Annotated in this window: 10 protein-coding genes; 8 read left to right on the forward strand and 2 right to left on the reverse strand. The window is 46.6% G+C overall.

Annotated elements, in window-relative coordinates:
- The first annotated feature begins 141 nt into the window (after positions 1 to 141).
- From recC to recD, 3 genes are all read left to right on the forward strand, one after another.
- Positions 142 to 3,633 carry an exodeoxyribonuclease V subunit gamma gene (recC, locus tag R7M72_RS10505; RefSeq protein WP_318056163.1) on the forward strand — a complete coding sequence of 1,164 codons (3,492 nt, stop codon included), beginning with the start codon at positions 142 to 144 and terminating at the stop codon, positions 3,631 to 3,633.
- A gap of 327 nt (positions 3,634 to 3,960) precedes the next feature.
- A complete protein-coding gene (recB, locus tag R7M72_RS10510; RefSeq protein WP_318056174.1) occupies positions 3,961 to 7,635 on the forward strand; it encodes an exodeoxyribonuclease V subunit beta in 3,675 nt (1,224 codons plus the stop codon).
- Positions 7,635 to 9,782: an exodeoxyribonuclease V subunit alpha gene (recD, locus tag R7M72_RS10515; protein WP_193838110.1), complete on the forward strand. Its 2,148-nt coding sequence runs from the start codon at positions 7,635 to 7,637 to the stop codon at positions 9,780 to 9,782. Before recB ends, recD begins: the two co-directional genes overlap by 1 nt.
- A gap of 34 nt (positions 9,783 to 9,816) precedes the next feature.
- Here the strand turns inward: recD and R7M72_RS10520 are convergent, their stop codons facing one another.
- Positions 9,817 to 10,005, reverse strand: a complete 189-nt coding sequence (locus R7M72_RS10520; RefSeq protein WP_011106047.1) for a hypothetical protein — start codon at positions 10,003 to 10,005, stop codon at positions 9,817 to 9,819.
- Positions 10,006 to 10,420: 415 nt separating this feature from the next.
- Positions 10,421 to 11,758: an amino-acid N-acetyltransferase gene (gene argA / locus R7M72_RS10525; RefSeq protein WP_012841478.1), complete on the reverse strand. Its 1,338-nt coding sequence runs from the start codon at positions 11,756 to 11,758 to the stop codon at positions 10,421 to 10,423.
- A 162-nt stretch (positions 11,759 to 11,920) separates the two neighbouring features.
- On the opposite strand from argA, the gene R7M72_RS10530 reads away from it, so the two are divergent.
- The 5 genes from R7M72_RS10530 (at position 11,921) to R7M72_RS10550 (ending at position 16,340) form a co-directional block, all read left to right on the forward strand.
- Positions 11,921 to 12,376, forward strand: coding sequence for a DUF2850 domain-containing protein (locus R7M72_RS10530; protein WP_054576300.1), 456 nt, complete (start codon positions 11,921 to 11,923; stop codon positions 12,374 to 12,376).
- Positions 12,377 to 12,649: 273 nt separating this feature from the next.
- A complete protein-coding gene (gene mltA, locus R7M72_RS10535; RefSeq protein WP_054576299.1) occupies positions 12,650 to 13,753 on the forward strand; it encodes a murein transglycosylase A in 1,104 nt (367 codons plus the stop codon).
- Between the two features lie 99 nt (positions 13,754 to 13,852).
- Positions 13,853 to 14,662, forward strand: coding sequence for a tRNA cyclic N6-threonylcarbamoyladenosine(37) synthase TcdA (tcdA, locus tag R7M72_RS10540; protein ID WP_005380241.1), 810 nt, complete (start codon positions 13,853 to 13,855; stop codon positions 14,660 to 14,662).
- 19 nt (positions 14,663 to 14,681) lie between these two features.
- On the forward strand, positions 14,682 to 15,110 hold the full coding sequence (csdE, locus tag R7M72_RS10545; protein WP_054576298.1) for a cysteine desulfurase sulfur acceptor subunit CsdE: 429 nt from the start codon (positions 14,682 to 14,684) through the stop codon (positions 15,108 to 15,110).
- A gap of 309 nt (positions 15,111 to 15,419) precedes the next feature.
- Positions 15,420 to 16,340: a GGDEF domain-containing protein gene (locus R7M72_RS10550; protein WP_054576297.1), complete on the forward strand. Its 921-nt coding sequence runs from the start codon at positions 15,420 to 15,422 to the stop codon at positions 16,338 to 16,340.
- Positions 16,341 to 16,354: the final 14 nt, after the last annotated feature.

The following is a 16,354-nucleotide window of genomic DNA, read 5'->3' on the forward strand; positions in this document are numbered from 1 at the left end:
ACATGTGAAAATTCAGAAGATTCATACTCTATTTGAGTGATATATAACCTTTTGTTTTTTCCGAACGCGAGATCACTGCGGGTTTAAATGGGGCTGTGCTAAGCTAGCTAACAGTTTCAATCGGCGCTCGGTATTCCCAATTTGTTTACTGTTTATCACTCCAACCAAGTTGACGTTCTTAAATCACTCCTTGTCGAACTGATTCGAATCAGTCCGCTGGAAAACCCGTTCGAAAAAGAACAAATTCTGGTTCAAAGTCCGGGCATGTCCCAGTGGCTAAAAATGGAATTGGCCAAAGAGTTTGGTGTTGCCGCGAACATTGATTTTCCGCTTCCTGCTACCTTCATTTGGGAAATGTTTACGCAGGTGTTGCCAGACGTGCCAAAACGCAGTGCGTTTAACAAAGAAGCGATGACTTGGAAGTTGATGCATCTGCTGCCGGGGCTTCTCAACCAAGACGTGTTTTCGCCGTTAGCGCAGTACCTCAAAGATGACAGTGATCACTCTAAGCTGTATCAACTGGCTGAGAAAATTGCCGATATTTTCGATGGTTACTTGGTGTATCGTCCGGAGTGGATCGCAAGTTGGGAAGCAGGGCAGAGTGTGCCAGAGCTGGAAGATGAGCATCCGTGGCAGCCGATCTTATGGCAAGCGTTGTATGATCACACTGTGTCATTAGGACAGTCTCCATATCACCGTGCCAACCTTTATGAGCACTTTATCGACACGTTAGAGAGTTTTAACGGCAATTTTGACCATTTACCCAAGCGTTTGTTTGTTTTTGGCATTTCTTCGTTGCCGCCTCGCTATATGGATGCGCTAAAAGCAATTGGTGAACACATCGACGTGCATCTGATGTTCACCAACCCGTGTCGTTATTACTGGGGTGAAGTTCGAGATCGCAAATATCTGGCTCGTTTGGCGGCGAAACATCGTCAGCACGTTGTGTGGCAGGACGATCACTCGGAAGCGCAAGGTGAAACTGAGCAACTGAAAGGATCACTGGAAGATAATGTGATCGATGAGCTGCACACCGATGTGGTCGGAAACAGTCTGTTGGCATCCATGGGTAAACTCGGGCGCGACAATATGTATCTGTTGTCTCAGCTGGAATCTCATGAAATTGAAGCCTTTGTTGATGTTGAGCGCGACAGTCTGCTCCATCAATTGCAAGCGGATATTCTCAATCTTGAAGAACATCAAGATGACCAACAGATTGAAAACAGTCATCACAAACAAGTGGTTAGCTTGGGTGATAAATCACTGAGCCTACACGCTTGTCACAGCCCGATGCGTGAAGTGGAAGTGCTGCATGATCAACTGTTGGCGATGTTCGATGCTGACCCAACGTTAAAACCGCGCGATATTATCGTGATGGTCGCGGACATCAACGCTTACAGCCCTGCGATTCAGGCGGTCTTTGGTAACGCGCCGGGTGAGCGTTTTATTCCATATTCGATTTCTGACCGAACCGCCGATCAAGAGAGCCCAATTCTGGCTGCATTTATGCAGTTGGTGAACTTACCCAATACGCGCTGTTTGGCATCAGAACTACTCGAACTTCTGGAAACTCCAGCGATATTAAAGCGTTTTGAACTCAGCGAAGATGATTTCTTACAAGCCAAACAATGGGTTGAGGAATCGGGAATTCGCTGGGGGTTGGATGCCAATACCGGACGCGAATTTGAACTGCCGGAAACTCGTCAAAACACATGGCAATTTGGTATTCAACGAATGTTGCTTGGCTACGCGATGCCAGAATCCGCTGGTTTGTTTGAAACCGAGCAAGGCAGTTTGTCTCCGTACAACGAAGTGCAAGGCATGGGCGCAGAGCTGGCGGGCAAGTTGGCACACTTTATCCAACAAATTAGCACTTATCGAAGCAAACTTTCTCATGTTCAAACTATCGATGGTTGGCGAGAGACTTTGGTTTCACTGCTGGATGATTTCTTCTCTGTTGAGTTAGAAGGCGAAATGGCGCTCAAATCCATTCGCGATACGCTCAGCCAACTCAAAGAGCAATTAGCTGATGCCGCATTTGATGATGCGTTATCGCCGTCGATCATCAGCCAATACCTTCAAAACAAATTATCTGGCACACGAGTCAGCCAGCGCTTCCTTGCTGGTCAAGTGAACTTTTGTACTCTGATGCCGATGCGCTCTATTCCGTTTAGAACCGTTTGTCTACTGGGGATGAATGACAGCGTGTACCCACGCTCCATGCCACCAGAAGGCTTTGACTTGATGACGGGAAGAACCAAGCCGGGCGACCGTTCGCGCCGAGATGATGACCGTTACCTATTCCTCGAAGCGATGTTGTCTGCACAGCAAACGCTCTACATCAGTTATGTTGGCCGTTCAATCCAAGACAACACCGAGCGAGTGCCTTCGGTTCTGGTTTCTGAGCTGATGGAATACTGTCACCAAAACTATTGTTTAAGTGGTGATGAAGCGTTGCCCGTTGATGAGTCTGGCGACAACTTATTAAATGCGTTGGTGAATACCCACGCCATGGTGCCGTTTAGCCCAAGGGCGTTCCAAGGCATGCACGCCAGCTACGCGAAAGAGTGGATTCCAGCGGCATTGACTCAAAGTAGTCAATCGCAAGGCTATGTTCGTCGTGATTTTAATCGGGCATTAGACGACTATCTGTTAGGAGCGACGTTCCCGCTTGAGCTCGACTTAGTCGAGTTGCAACGTTTCTGGCGTTTACCAGTGCAGTATTTTTTCAATCGTCGTTTAAAAGTAATCTTTGAACCGCCACTACCGGTGATGGAAGACGACGAACCCTTTGTTTTAGGTGGTTTGGAAAGCTATCAAATGCGTGATGAGCTGTTAGAAACCTTGCTTGAAGCGACATTGATGCCGCCAGAGAAAAAAACAGAGGTGCTTAAACACTTTATGAGTCAACAGCGCGCGCAAGGCAAACTGCCGGTGGGGGCGTTTGGTGATATCGAATTTGAAACCAACCGAGTTCAGGCGGAAGAGCTGGTGGATAAACTGGCGTTTTTATCTGGTGCGCCTCAAGACGATTTGGAAATCGACCTGACGTTTGATTCCTTGTTTGAGCGAAATGAAGGCGAAGAGAAAAACGTTCGCCTAACAGGTTGGCTAACTCAATGCTACCAATCCGGTTTGATTCGCTATCGAAGCGGTAAGATTCGATCGCAGGATTACCTTGCAGCGTGGATCGATCACCTTGCCATGTCGGCGTCGGGTCATGCTAAGAAAACTCACATCATTGGTTACGATCGTAAAGAAGGCGCGCTGCATTTGATCTACCCAGAAATTGCCGATGCGCAGTATGCCAAACAGCTACTGACTGAATTAGTTCGCTTATTTTTCGAAGGCATGACTAAGCCTTTGCCTTATTTCCCGAAAACGGCGTTGGCTTGTGTTGAAGCGGGCTTTAGCCGCGGTCAGTGGGTCGATGACGAAGAGAAATCTTTGAAGAAAATGGCTGACGCATTCAATGATGGCTTCATGAGCCCGGGCGAAGGCAGTAATGCGTACATCTCTCGAATTTGGCCTGCTTGGAATGATGAGTTGGCCTCAGAAGTTCGTTTGCTGACAGCATTAGTACTGCAAGGTGCGCGCTTAGCGGTTCAAGACGCTGATGATGTAAAAGCGTAATAAAGACAGCTGGATAAAGAGAAGGAAGAGTAGGGTGGCCGCCAGAAAATCATTATTTTTTGTAGGGCGTTCGCTGTACGGCCACAAGGTCAGAGGGACCATGATACTTTTGTTTAATTCATTTGAGTTGTGCCGCCAAAAAGGTTTGGCTTATCTCGTGGGGCGCATACTAACGGTACGTCTTATGGATAACCGTGAGAAAGATCTCACAAAGCTCTAAATTATCCAACTTGTTAAACATATTAATAGAATTTTTAACTATAGATCACATTTATTAGGTGATACGTCCTAGTAAATAATCCGGAGAGATTCAGCGTTATGGATCAAATGTCAGGTGCAGAGTGTCCTCTACATACATTAGACCGCACAGAGCAACCTCAACCAACGCCACTAGAACCGATGACGTTTCCTCTGCATGGTGCGAGGTTAATCGAGGCATCAGCAGGTACAGGTAAAACCTTCACTATTGCAGGTTTATATCTGCGCCTTTTGCTTGGTCACGGCAGCGCGGAAACTCGACATCGCGTACCGCTTACGGTCGACCAAATTCTGGTCGTAACCTTTACCGAAGCGGCAACTGCGGAATTACGCGATCGTATCAGGGCAAGAATCCATGATGCGCGAATCGCGTTTGCGCGTGGACAGAGTTCCGATCCGGTGATCCAACCTTTGCTTAATGAGTTTGACGATCACAAGCAAGCCGCAGAAATTTTATTGCAGGCAGAGCGTCAGATGGACGAGGCGGCAGTCTACACCATTCACGGTTTTTGCCAACGTATGCTAACGCAAAATGCGTTTGAATCTGGCAGCCGATTTAATAACGAGTTTGTGACCGATGAAAGTCACCTAAAAGCGCAAGTTGTAGCCGATTACTGGCGCCGCAATTTCTACCCGTTGCCATTTACTTTGGCTGGAGAAATTCGCCAGCTATGGGGCTCTCCATCTGCGTTGTTGTCTGACATCAGCAATTACTTAACTGGTGCGCCGTTAAGCCTTTCTGTTCCGGCAATGAAAGGCAGTTTGGCTGATCTTCATACTGAAAATTTGAAAAAAATTGATGAATTAAAAGCACAGTGGCGAGAAAGCCAAGATGACTTCTTGACGCTGATTTCAGATTCAGATATTAGCAAACGCAGCTACACCAAAAAGTCTCTGCCGACGTGGTTGGAGGCGGTAAACGCTTGGGCAGCAACGGAAACCACAGGTTACGATTATCCAGACAAGCTGGAGAAATTCGCGCAAAACGTCTTGTTGGAAAAAACACCGAAAGGCAGTGCGCCGCAGCACGCGGTATTTGAAGCCATTGAAACATTTCTTGCTAACCCAATCAGCTTAAAAGCGCCACTGCTTGCTCATGCGATTGAGCATTGTCGTGTGATGCTGGCCAACGCGAAAAATCAAAAACAGTGGCTCTCTTTCGATGATTTGCTGACACAACTTTCTGCTTCTATCGATACGGACGAAAGCGAGCTTTTAGCGGCGCGTATTCGTACTTTGTATCCTGTCGCAATGATTGACGAGTTCCAAGATACCGACCCGCTTCAATACAGTATTTTCAGCCGTATTTATCTGAACAACCCGGAATGTGGTTTGTTTATGATCGGGGACCCCAAGCAGGCGATTTATGGCTTTCGTGGCGCAGACATTTTCACTTATATCAAAGCGCGTAACCAAGTAAGTGCCCACTACACGTTAGGAACCAACTGGCGTTCTAGCGCAGATATGGTGCAGGCGGTAAACCAAGTATTTGCTTTGCCAGACAGTCCATTTATCTACGATTCGGATATTCCGTTCTTACCCGTTAAGTACAGTCCCAATGCCGAAAAACGCATTTGGACTATGGGTGGCCAAAAGCAACCAGCGCTGACTTATTGGTTGCAAGAAGCGGACGATAAACCGCTACCAAAAGGCGAGTATTTGACTCGAATGGCAGAGGCGACCGCAAGCCAAATCCAAACCATTTTGACGCAGGCTCAACAGGGGCAAGCGTGTCTGGTGAATGGCGAAAATCAGAAAGCGGTTCAAGCGGGCGATATCGCGGTGTTGGTTCGAACAGGTAGTGAAGGTCGAATGGTCAAACAAGCCCTGGCAAACCAAGGCATTGCCAGCGTGTACCTGTCTAACCGAGACAGTGTGTTTACCAGTTCAGTGGCGCAGGATTTACAGCGTTTGCTGCAAGCGGTGCTGACTCCAGAAAATGATCGTGCGCTGCGTGCAAGTCTTGCCTCTGAGCTGTTTGCCCTCGATGCAGCAAGTTTGGATGCGCTTAATAACGATGAAGTCGTGTGGGAAAACGCTGTTAACGAATTCAAAGAGTATCGCAAACTTTGGGTTCAGCGTGGTGTGCTACCGATGCTGCGCGCAGTGATCAGCAAACGCCATATTGCTGAGCGATTACTAGAAGAGGGTGCAAGCTCACAGGGTGAAAATGGTGAGCGAGTACTTACCGATTTAATGCACATCGGTGAACTGCTTCAACAAGCCAGTAATGAACTGGACAGCGATCACGGTCTGCTGCGTTGGCTCGCTCAGTCTATCAGTGATGCGGAAAACGGTTTGGGCGGCAGTGATGACCAAATCCAACGTTTAGAATCGGAACGTAACTTAGTACAGATCGTGACTATTCACAAATCAAAAGGCTTGGAGTATGACCTCGTATTTCTACCGTTTGTGTTCAGCTATCGAGAAGCCAGTGAAGCCAAATATTACGATGCAGCCAATGACCGCACGGTACTGGATATCACTGGCAACGATGCGTCCATGAAGCAAGCGGATAAAGAGCGTTTGGCGGAAGACTTACGCTTGATATACGTGGCATTAACGCGAGCTGTGTATGCGTGTTTTATCGGTGCCTCACCGTTGCGTAATGGCCGTTCGACCAAAGAGCCAACTGGTGTACACCGCAGTGCGATTGGCTATTTGATTCAAAATGGTCAAGAAGGTGGTATTAACGATTTGCACCAAGGTTTAACAAAGCAACAAGACGAGCTTGATTGTGTCGTTGTGGCCGATCCGCCGCAGCAACTCGAAGAGAAGTACGTAGCGCCACAAGAAGAAATATACGATCTTAGCGCGAAAGAGCTGCAAAACCCTATCGACAGAAACTGGCGCATCACCAGTTATTCTGGCTTGGTCAAGCAAGGCTCTCATCACGCCGAGCATGATGCCACGATTGAGATTACAGGTTTTGATATCGACTCATCTGAAGAGCAAGACGAAGCGGATTTGGTGGAGCCAGAGCGTTCTATTTTTACCTTCCCTCGTGGTGCGCGTCCGGGTACGTTCCTGCACAGCCTGTTTGAGGAAATTGAATTTACTCAGCCAGCCGCGACGGAAGAGAATACACAAATCATCCTTGGTTTGATGGAAAGCGAACAGCTCGATGAAGAGTGGTTACCCATTTTACAGCAATTGATTGATACCGTACTCGCAACGCCGTTGGATGGTAAGTCTTTGCTGCTGAATCAAAAAGCACCGTCGCAACGTTTGGTGGAGATGGAATTTTTGCTGCCGATTGAAGTGTTGTCTGCACCGGCGTTAAACCGAGTCATTCAACGTCACGATCCGTTGTCGGCGAAAGCGGGGGATTTAGGTTTCCAAACCGTGCAAGGCATGCTCAAAGGTTTTATCGACTTGGTGTTTGAACATCAAGGTAAATACTACGTGCTTGACTGGAAATCGAATCATCTTGGCGACGATGTGACGCACTACCATGGTGAGGCTCTGAAATCGGCGATGGCAGATCACCGCTACGATTTGCAGTACCAGATTTATGCGTTAGCCCTGCATCGTTTCCTACGCAGCCGATTGGCGAATTATCAATATGATCATCACTTCGGTGGCGTGTATTACTTGTTCTTGCGCGGTATGGATGGGCAGAGTGACCACGGCATTTTCGCCGCAAAACCAACTTTCGAGTTCTTACAAGAGATGGATCGTTTGATTGATGGTCAAGCACTTGAAGCGCGCTCAACTCAAGCCGGGCAGATGGAGCTACTTTAATGACGACAAATCACAATCTTCATTCTGGCCAAGATAGTCTATTGGTAGTGCTGGAACGCTTGGCGCACAAAGGCGCTATTCGTCAGCTCGACTACCAATTCGCCTGTTTTATTGATTCTCAAACGCATGATGAATCGTCGGACAGCCAAGCATTGGCGTTTATCGCGGGTGTTGTCAGTAGTGAGCTCGGCAAAGGACATATCTGTCTGCCTCTGTTCGATGCACAAGGGCAATCTACGGATTTAGCCAGTAAGCTAGGGCTGTTTGGTGAGTCGGCATTGGCGCTCAACACACAGTTGCAAGGCATAGACTGGATTCAAGTATTAAAAAATTCCACCGTGGTCGGCGCGCAAGGAGAAGCCTTACCGCTGATGTTCGATGGCGAGCGTCTGTATCTGCACCGCTATTGGCATTATGAAGTGACACTGGCGGAAAAGCTTAATCAGTTGGGTGCTGTAGTGAACTTGCAGCCGCAAGAGTTAGCGCGATTATCCGAGTTGCTCAACCATCTATTTGCGCGCCAATACCATTTTCTGTTTAACGCGTTAGGCAAAGCAGTAGAAGTGGGAAGCAGCAACCAAGTGTTGCGCCAGCAATTGGTGTGTGACCACCTTGACGTGGTCGCAAGCGAATCGCTGGATTGGCCCGCGATTGATGCCGTGCTTAGCAATGCGCGCAAGGTTCAAGATTTGCAAACACTGGATGAACTCGTGCCACTCTCAGCTTGTGTGAACTGGCAAAAAGTCGCGGCGGCGGTTGCGTTAACTCGTCGATTTGCTGTGATTTCTGGTGGCCCAGGTACGGGTAAAACGACGACAGTAACCAAATTGCTTGCTGCTTTGATTGAACAGGCGACGCACGAGAAAAATCTAACCATCAAGCTGGTGGCCCCGACGGGGAAAGCGGCGGCGCGATTAACCGAGTCCATTGGTAAAGCAGTGCAAGAACTGCCAGTTTCTCCGGAGCTAAAAGCTAAAATTCCGACTGAATCGAGTACCTTACATAGGTTGCTGGGCGCGATTCCTAATAGCGCAGAATTTCGTCACAACAAGCAAAACCCACTGCATTTGGATATTTTAGTTATCGACGAAGCGTCGATGGTTGATTTACCAATGATGTACAAAGTGGTCGATGCCTTACCGAAGCATGCGCGGCTGATTTTGTTAGGTGATAAAGACCAACTTGCCTCAGTTGAAGCAGGGGCTGTGTTGGGTGATATCTGTTCGTTCCATGCATTGGGTTATGGCAAAGAGCAGGCGTCAGCCATCGCAAAACTGACGGGTTTCGATACTTTAGCCCATACGGGGAACAGTGCCTCCAGCATTGCCGATAGCTTATGTATGCTGCAAAAGAGCTACCGATTTGACGCTCGCTCAGGCATTGGTCAGTTGGCAAAAGCGGTTAATTCCGGTTCTGCTGCGAGCGTAGATAATGTCTGGGCGCGTGACTTTTCCGATATCGAACATTTCGCCCTAAGTAGTCAGCATTACAACCAAATGATGCAGACGTTGGTGCAGGAATACGGTCGTTACCTCAAACGCATTGGACAACAAGAAATCGATCCTAAAACCGGAGAGCCAGAGTCGCTAACGCACAAAGCCAAAGCGGTGTTAGATACCTTCAACCAATGCCGACTGCTGTGCGCGATCCGTGAAGGTGACTTCGGTGTGGCTGGGCTAAACCAACGCATCGAGAAAGCGCTCGCGGCGCGCAAGTTCATTCAAGTTCAGGATGAAATTTGGTATCACGGCAGACCCGTCATGGTTACGCGTAATGATCACGGTTTAGGTTTGTATAACGGTGATATTGGTATTTGTATGCGAGATGACAGTGAAGAAGAACCGCGTTTGAAAGTCTTTTTCGAGTTACCTGACGGCAGTGTGAAATCGGTCTTGCCAAGCCGAGTACCTGAACATGAAACGGCTTACGCCATGACCATCCATAAATCGCAAGGCAGTGAATTTGATTACACCCTGATGATTTTGCCACCAGACTTTAGCCCGATATTAACCCGTGAGTTGATTTACACAGGCATTACCCGCGCGAAAAAGCGTTTAGCTCTTTACGCCGAACTCAATGTTCTGAAGCGAGGCATTAAGGTGAAAACTACTCGCGCGAGTGGATTAGTACATCGGCTTACTAACTAAAACAAGAAGACCGAGCTTATGGCTCGGTCTTCTTTTATGTACGTTGTGCAAAGGCATCGGTAAAAGACACGCTGCGTATTTTGTATTGCTGTTGATAAGTAAGGATAAAGTCTCGAATGGCGTCATTCACCGGAAAAACACAGTGAACATCTAGGCCTTCTAAAAACTGATTGTCAGCCATATCCCAGAAACTTTGAAGCGAATTACAAATGATTGTTCTCATAACAGTGCTCGTCTCGGCTTATTGAAAGTCAGATTAACAACTGTCCTTGGTGTGCAATACGGAGCTAACTAGTTTTTCAATTGCCCAGTATTTTAGGGTGAAGGCTACATTACATCACCTAGATCCATTCGTATTGGTTAAAAACCAATCACTAGCGAGCAGAGTATAGCCAACCAAATGTATATTTAAAAGATAAAATTGGAACAAAAATCAAGCAATGGTTTGCGCATTTCTAAGTTGGGTTTACATGATGACCCGCTAGTCCGGAGTAGGGTTTATGTGTGGCCTTACTCCTAAACAAACTCGTTCCTAAACAAGCTCGATGTGCAGGGTTGAGCGTTAATGAGCTGAATCCCGCACCTTGAGGTTTTGGTATAGCGGAACGTTAAGTTTCGCTCCCTGATTTAAGGTTAAGCTATAAATCTAACGCTAAGATTTTTGACTTACGCTGGAAGTTATATAACCCTTGTTTGGCTCCAGGCAAATAGTCGACACTGACTTCGTAAAAACCTTGCTCTCTAAACCAATGCAAACTATGTGTCGTGAGGACAAAAATCTGATCAATGGTTTCGGATTTAGAACGATGTTTCATGTAGTTGAGCAGTAACAAACCTCGGTTTCCATCACGATAGTCAGGGTGAATCGCTACGCAAGCCATCTCAGCTTTGCGCTCTTCTGGGTATGGATAAAGGGCAGCACAGCCAATAATCAAGCCGTCTTTTTCGATGATGGTAAATTTTCCAATCTCTTGCTCTAGCTGCTCTCGAGAGCGTCTAACGAGTACACCTTGTTCTTCTAAAGGACGAATGAGGTCTAAGATACCGCCAATATCGTCAATATTAGCTTGCCTCACTTGTTCAGCACTCGCCATAACAACTTGGGTTCCGATGCCATCGAAAGAGAACAACTCCTGAATTAAGGCGCCATCTACTTTATAACTGATCAAGTGGCTACGAGGTACTCCGGCACGGCAAGCGGCAATAGAGCCTTTAAGAAAGCGCAGTGTTCCTGTGTTGTAATCTAGATCAGGAGACGTATTTTCAGAGAGCGTTTTGATGACATGCTCCGCCTCAATTGGCAGTAATTCGGCGACAGCATTGCCGTTGTCATCAATGACACCTTGTTCGGAGCAAAAACCAATCAGCTTATCCGCACCCAGCTTTATCGCCAGTTGTGTCGCGACTTCTTCAGAAAGTAAGTTAAAACACTCGCCAGTCACAGAGCTAGCAATGGGGCCAAGTAGCACAATAGAGCCTTGGTCGAGCGTGCGATTAATCGCGTCGGTGTCAATGCGGCGAATGCGTCCACTATGGCAATAGTCCACACCATCATCAACGCCGAGTGGCTGAGCAATGATGTAGTTTCCGCTAACGACATTGAGCTGGGTGCCTGCCATCGGAGTGTTGTTGAGGCTCATTGATAGGCGCGCAGTAATCGCAAGCTGAAGTTGTCCGGCAGCTTGCATAACAACAGATAAAGCCGATTCATCCGTAATGCGGATATTTTTGTGGTAAGGCGTAGTGAGGTCTTGTTTTTCTAGCAGCTGATTAATTTGAGGACGTGCACCATACACCACCACGACTTTGATTCCGAGGCTGTGCATGAGTGCGATATCATTAATAATATTGCCAAAATTTTTGTGTGCGACGGCTTCTCCGCCCAGCATGATCACCATGGTTTTTCCGCGGTGAGCATTGACATAAGGTGTTGATTGACGGAATCCTTTTACGAGAGCAGTACTACGAATTTTCACTACAGCCATTCCCTTGTTTAATTATGTTAAAATAATGCCTTTTTATTCACTTGGTGGCAAGGTGAAATTTTGGAATAAAGCACAAACATATTGAGGTAGGTTCTTGGTCCCGTTAAAAGGGAAGGTTACAATGGGTGCGTCTTTCCTCAATACGTGAACCTCATGTCTTCTGCTGTTAATAAGAATGCTGCGATCACTGCTTCAAATCTGTCAAAAACGTCATCTAAATCAATGCTTCGTAAGTGGCTAGAGCGTTCTCTCATGCTTATAGCGATAGTTGGAACCGTTGTCGTGTGCATGCTGTATAGTGATTTGATTACTCGAACCATTAATCCGCCCATTCCCAAATCGATAATTTATGGTCGCTGGGTTGAGCAAGATGTTGCGCCTTATGCTCGTGAAGAATTTGTGTTGAGTGAGCGCGGTGTTACCGTAAATGGTTCTACAGTGGCGACCAGTTTTGAATTCGATGGGGATTCGTTTTCGTATCGAGTGGGTTCAAATGAGCGGCACTTCAATTTTGTGGGTAAGCAGCATGCAGAAATGAAGCTGGATGCTAATGCACATTATCTACCTGTATTCCGTTTAGAGGGGCGTGCAAGGATTGCGGTAAGATAGTCGTTTTTATTATTGTCTCTTAAGCTGACAGCTTTTTCGTCTGTGAGTCACATGGATGATCACAACTTCATCTCTCAATCAGTAAATTTTACTTTCAAACATAATCCGGACAATTCCGTAATTCTTCCGCTGTTATCATGTTGCATTAACTGAATGAATTTACAACGAGTAAACGGATTGGCTTAGCGTTGAAACATTTTGTCGTTGCTTTTCAATTGCGTCGTATTCATTTGTTTGCCATCCTTTTGCTATTCTCTTTTACGGAAAAGACACGTGTTAAAAAAACTCCTTCCTATTATCTCTTTGAGCCTACTCTTTGGCTGTGCTCAACAAAATGATCGTGCTCAGCAATATCTTGATGGTGAGTTTCCTCAGATCCTCAATAAAGTGGACGTAGTTGAGTCTAACAAACCACGCGATTTTACTGAATTTAACAAGCAAGCAGAGCAAGTGGTGATAAAGTCACCATCCATGGCGAAGATTTACCAACCGCTATATCAACGATTAAGTGAGTGGGCGCAACAAAGCGGAGACACCAGCGCGTTGAGTGCGTTTGGCATTCAAGCTGCGCAATTAGGCGGTGGTGATCAAAAAGGTAATGTACTGTTTACCGGATACTTTTCTCCCGTGATGGAGCTGCGTCATACACCAAACGACATTTTTAAGTACCCAGTTTATGGCAAGCCAAACTGCTCATCAGATTGTCCGACTCGCGCGGAGATCTACAACGGGGCATTAGATGGCCAAGGTTTAGTGCTAGGTTATGCGCCTAATCGTATTGACCCGTTTATGATGGAAGTGCAGGGCAGTGGCTATGTGCATTTTGAAGATGATGATACGTTGGAGTACTTCGCGTACGCAGGGAAAAATAATAAAGCTTACGTTAGTATTGGCCGCATTTTGATTGAACGTGGTGAAGTGCCGCGTGAAAAAATGTCCCTCAAAGCAATCAAAGAGTGGGTGATGGACAACGACGATGCGACAGTGCGCGAGTTGTTGGAGCAAAACCCTTCTTACGTCTTCTTTGCACCAAAAGCGGAAGCGCCAGTAACGGGGTCGGCTGGTATTCCTTTGTTGCCAATGGCGGCGGTCGCGGGTGACCGTTCTATCTTACCAATGGGGACACCAATCTTGGCGGAAGTACCATTGCTGAATGCGGATGGTACGTGGAGCGGTGCGCATCAACTGCGAATGCTGATCGTTTTAGACACTGGTGGTGCGGTAAAACAGAACCATTTGGATCTGTATCATGGCATTGGTGCGAGAGCAGGAACGGAAGCAGGGCACTACAAGCATTTTGGTCGAGTTTGGAAACTTGGGCTGGAAAACTCACCAACTCAAGCGCCTTGGGCTTTGCCGCCAGAAAAGCTACAATAGCGACCCAAGAAAGAGGAACACTCTCTTATCTAGACATTTCATCAAAGAGTGCGTATAAATCGCACTCTTTGTTTTTCTATCGATCATCTGGACTTCAATATGCGTGAACTCGATACCCCAGCATCTGACAGCTACAATCAACGCTTTGGCGGCACTCGTCGTCTTTATGGCAACAGTGAAGTAGACATTCTTCGCGCTGCACACGTTTGTGTGATTGGTATTGGTGGCGTAGGTTCATGGGCGGTGGAAGCGCTGGCTCGTACGGGGATCGGTGAGTTGACTCTGATTGATATGGACGATGTTTGTGTCACGAATATTAACCGCCAAATTCATGCGATGACGGGCACCGTTGGCCAAAGCAAAATTGAAGTGATGGCCGAGCGTGTCAAATTGATCAACCCAGAGTGTAAAGTCAATCTGATTGATGATTTCATCACGCCAGACAATCAACATGAGTACTTAAGCAAAGAATTTGATTACGTGCTAGATGCGATTGACAGCGTAAAAGCGAAGGCGTCTTTGTTGGCGTATTGCCGCAGCAACAAGATCAAAGTGATCACCACGGGTGGTGCTGGTGGTCAGGTTGACCCAACGCAGATCATGGTCGCTGATTTAACGAAAACGATCCAAGATCCTCTAGCGAAGAAAATCAAAGACACCCTGCGTCGTCATCATAACTTCCCTAAGAATCCGGCTCGTAAGTTTGGTATTGATTGCGTGTTTTCAACCGAGCAGCTGAAGTACCCTCAAGCAGACGGTTCAGTGTGTGGTGTGAAGTCGACAGCGGAAGGCCCAAAACGTATGGATTGTGCTAGCGGTTTTGGTGCGGCGACTGTTGTAACTGCAACGTTTGGCTTTGTCGCGGTATCGCGAATCGTTGAGAAGTTGATTTCAAAATATAAGAAGTAAACTAGAAGAAGAGCGCATCATGACAGATTTTCCCGTTTCTCCATTTGGTACAGATATCACCAGCGAAGACATTGTAGCGACTATGCAGCAACTTCAAGGCTGGGAAGATCGTTACCGTCAGGTTATTCAGTGGGGTAAAAAGCTGCCACAAATGCCAGAAGAGCTGAAATCAGAACAAGTTACCGTTTCGGGTTGTGAAAGCTTGGTGTGGTTAGTGAGCCAAGAGCAAGATGGCGTTTGGCATTTTTGTGGGGACTCCGATGCGCGTATCGTCCGTGGATTGATTGCCTTGGTAATGGCTGCTTATGACGGTAAAACGGCCGATCAAATTCAAGCATTTGATATTGATGCTTATTTTGATCAGCTGGGGCTTGTCTCCCATTTAAGCCCGTCACGTGGTAATGGCTTGAAAGCTATTGTAGAGCAGATTAAGCAAATCGCCGTGTAACGAGTCATTTTCCCAACTCTTAAAAAACGCCGAATAGCCTAGCTGTTTGGCGTTTTTTGTATCTGAGTTGAGATATTTTTTGCTTATGGATAAAAAGTATGCAAATGGTCGACTATTTTAGCGTTAATTAACCATTCTATTGATCCTGGTTCATTATATTGCCCACTTGGTTTTTATAAACTCAATTGTATTTAAAATTTTTCTATATTAGATAATAGACATATGCCCCATCCGCTCCTATTCCCCTATGTGGAAACACACTTGGAAGCGATTGGGTTACTTAGATACAAATGCTAGGAACCTCCCTATATGCAATTCACCTTGGAACATGCGCAAGACGTTTTATCCGGAATGCCAGACCCCACTTTTATTCTGAGTGAAGATGGTATCTATATTGATGTTTTTGGAGGAACAGATAAAAAAGCCTATCACGATGGAAGTAATTTGATAGGTGAGACGCTGCACAGCGTACTCGAGAAAGATAAAGCTGACTGGTTTATCGAACAGATAAAGCGGTCACTGAAACAAGACAGTATTGTGACGATCGAGTACAAGATGTGCGCCGACAGCATTCAGGGAATAGATGCTAACAGTGGGCCAAGAGGCGACCTATACTACGAAGGCAAGATCTGCCCACTCGCTATAAAATACCGGGGTCGTCGCGTTGTCCTTATTCTTACACGCAACATCTCCAATCGCCACCGAGTTGAAACCCTTCTTCGCCATCAAAGCCAAATAGATGCTCTCACCAATATCTACAACCGACGTGTTTTTTTCGAAAAGCTCACAGAAGAGGTCATTAAAGCTCAAGAGCCGAACTATCACTCCGCGTTGTTATTGTTTGATTTGGACTTTTTTAAAGTCATTAATGATAAACGTGGCCATGATGCGGGAGACCATGTCTTAGAAACGTTAGCTGATTTGGTTTCTCACTTACTCGTCAAAGACGAAATTTTCGCAAGAGTCGGAGGGGAGGAGTTTGCGATTATTTTGCCAGAAACTTCTCTGTCGGCGGCGAAAGAGGTAGGAGAGGAAGTACGTTCCCACATTCAAAATTGTCAGTTCGAATTTGAAAAGATTGAAATTCCGGTCACGGTGAGTGTAGGCGTGGTGGAAATAGGCAGAAATGAAACCACCAAACGTTTGTATGCGCATGCAGATAAAGCGCTTTATGCTGCGAAAAGAAATGGCAGAAATTGCGTGGCGACTCTGGATAGGCAGATGGAGTAACCTTGTTGGTTACT

Source organism: Vibrio sp. YT-18 (assembly GCF_033337345.1).
Classification (GTDB): domain Bacteria; phylum Pseudomonadota; class Gammaproteobacteria; order Enterobacterales; family Vibrionaceae; genus Vibrio; species Vibrio alginolyticus.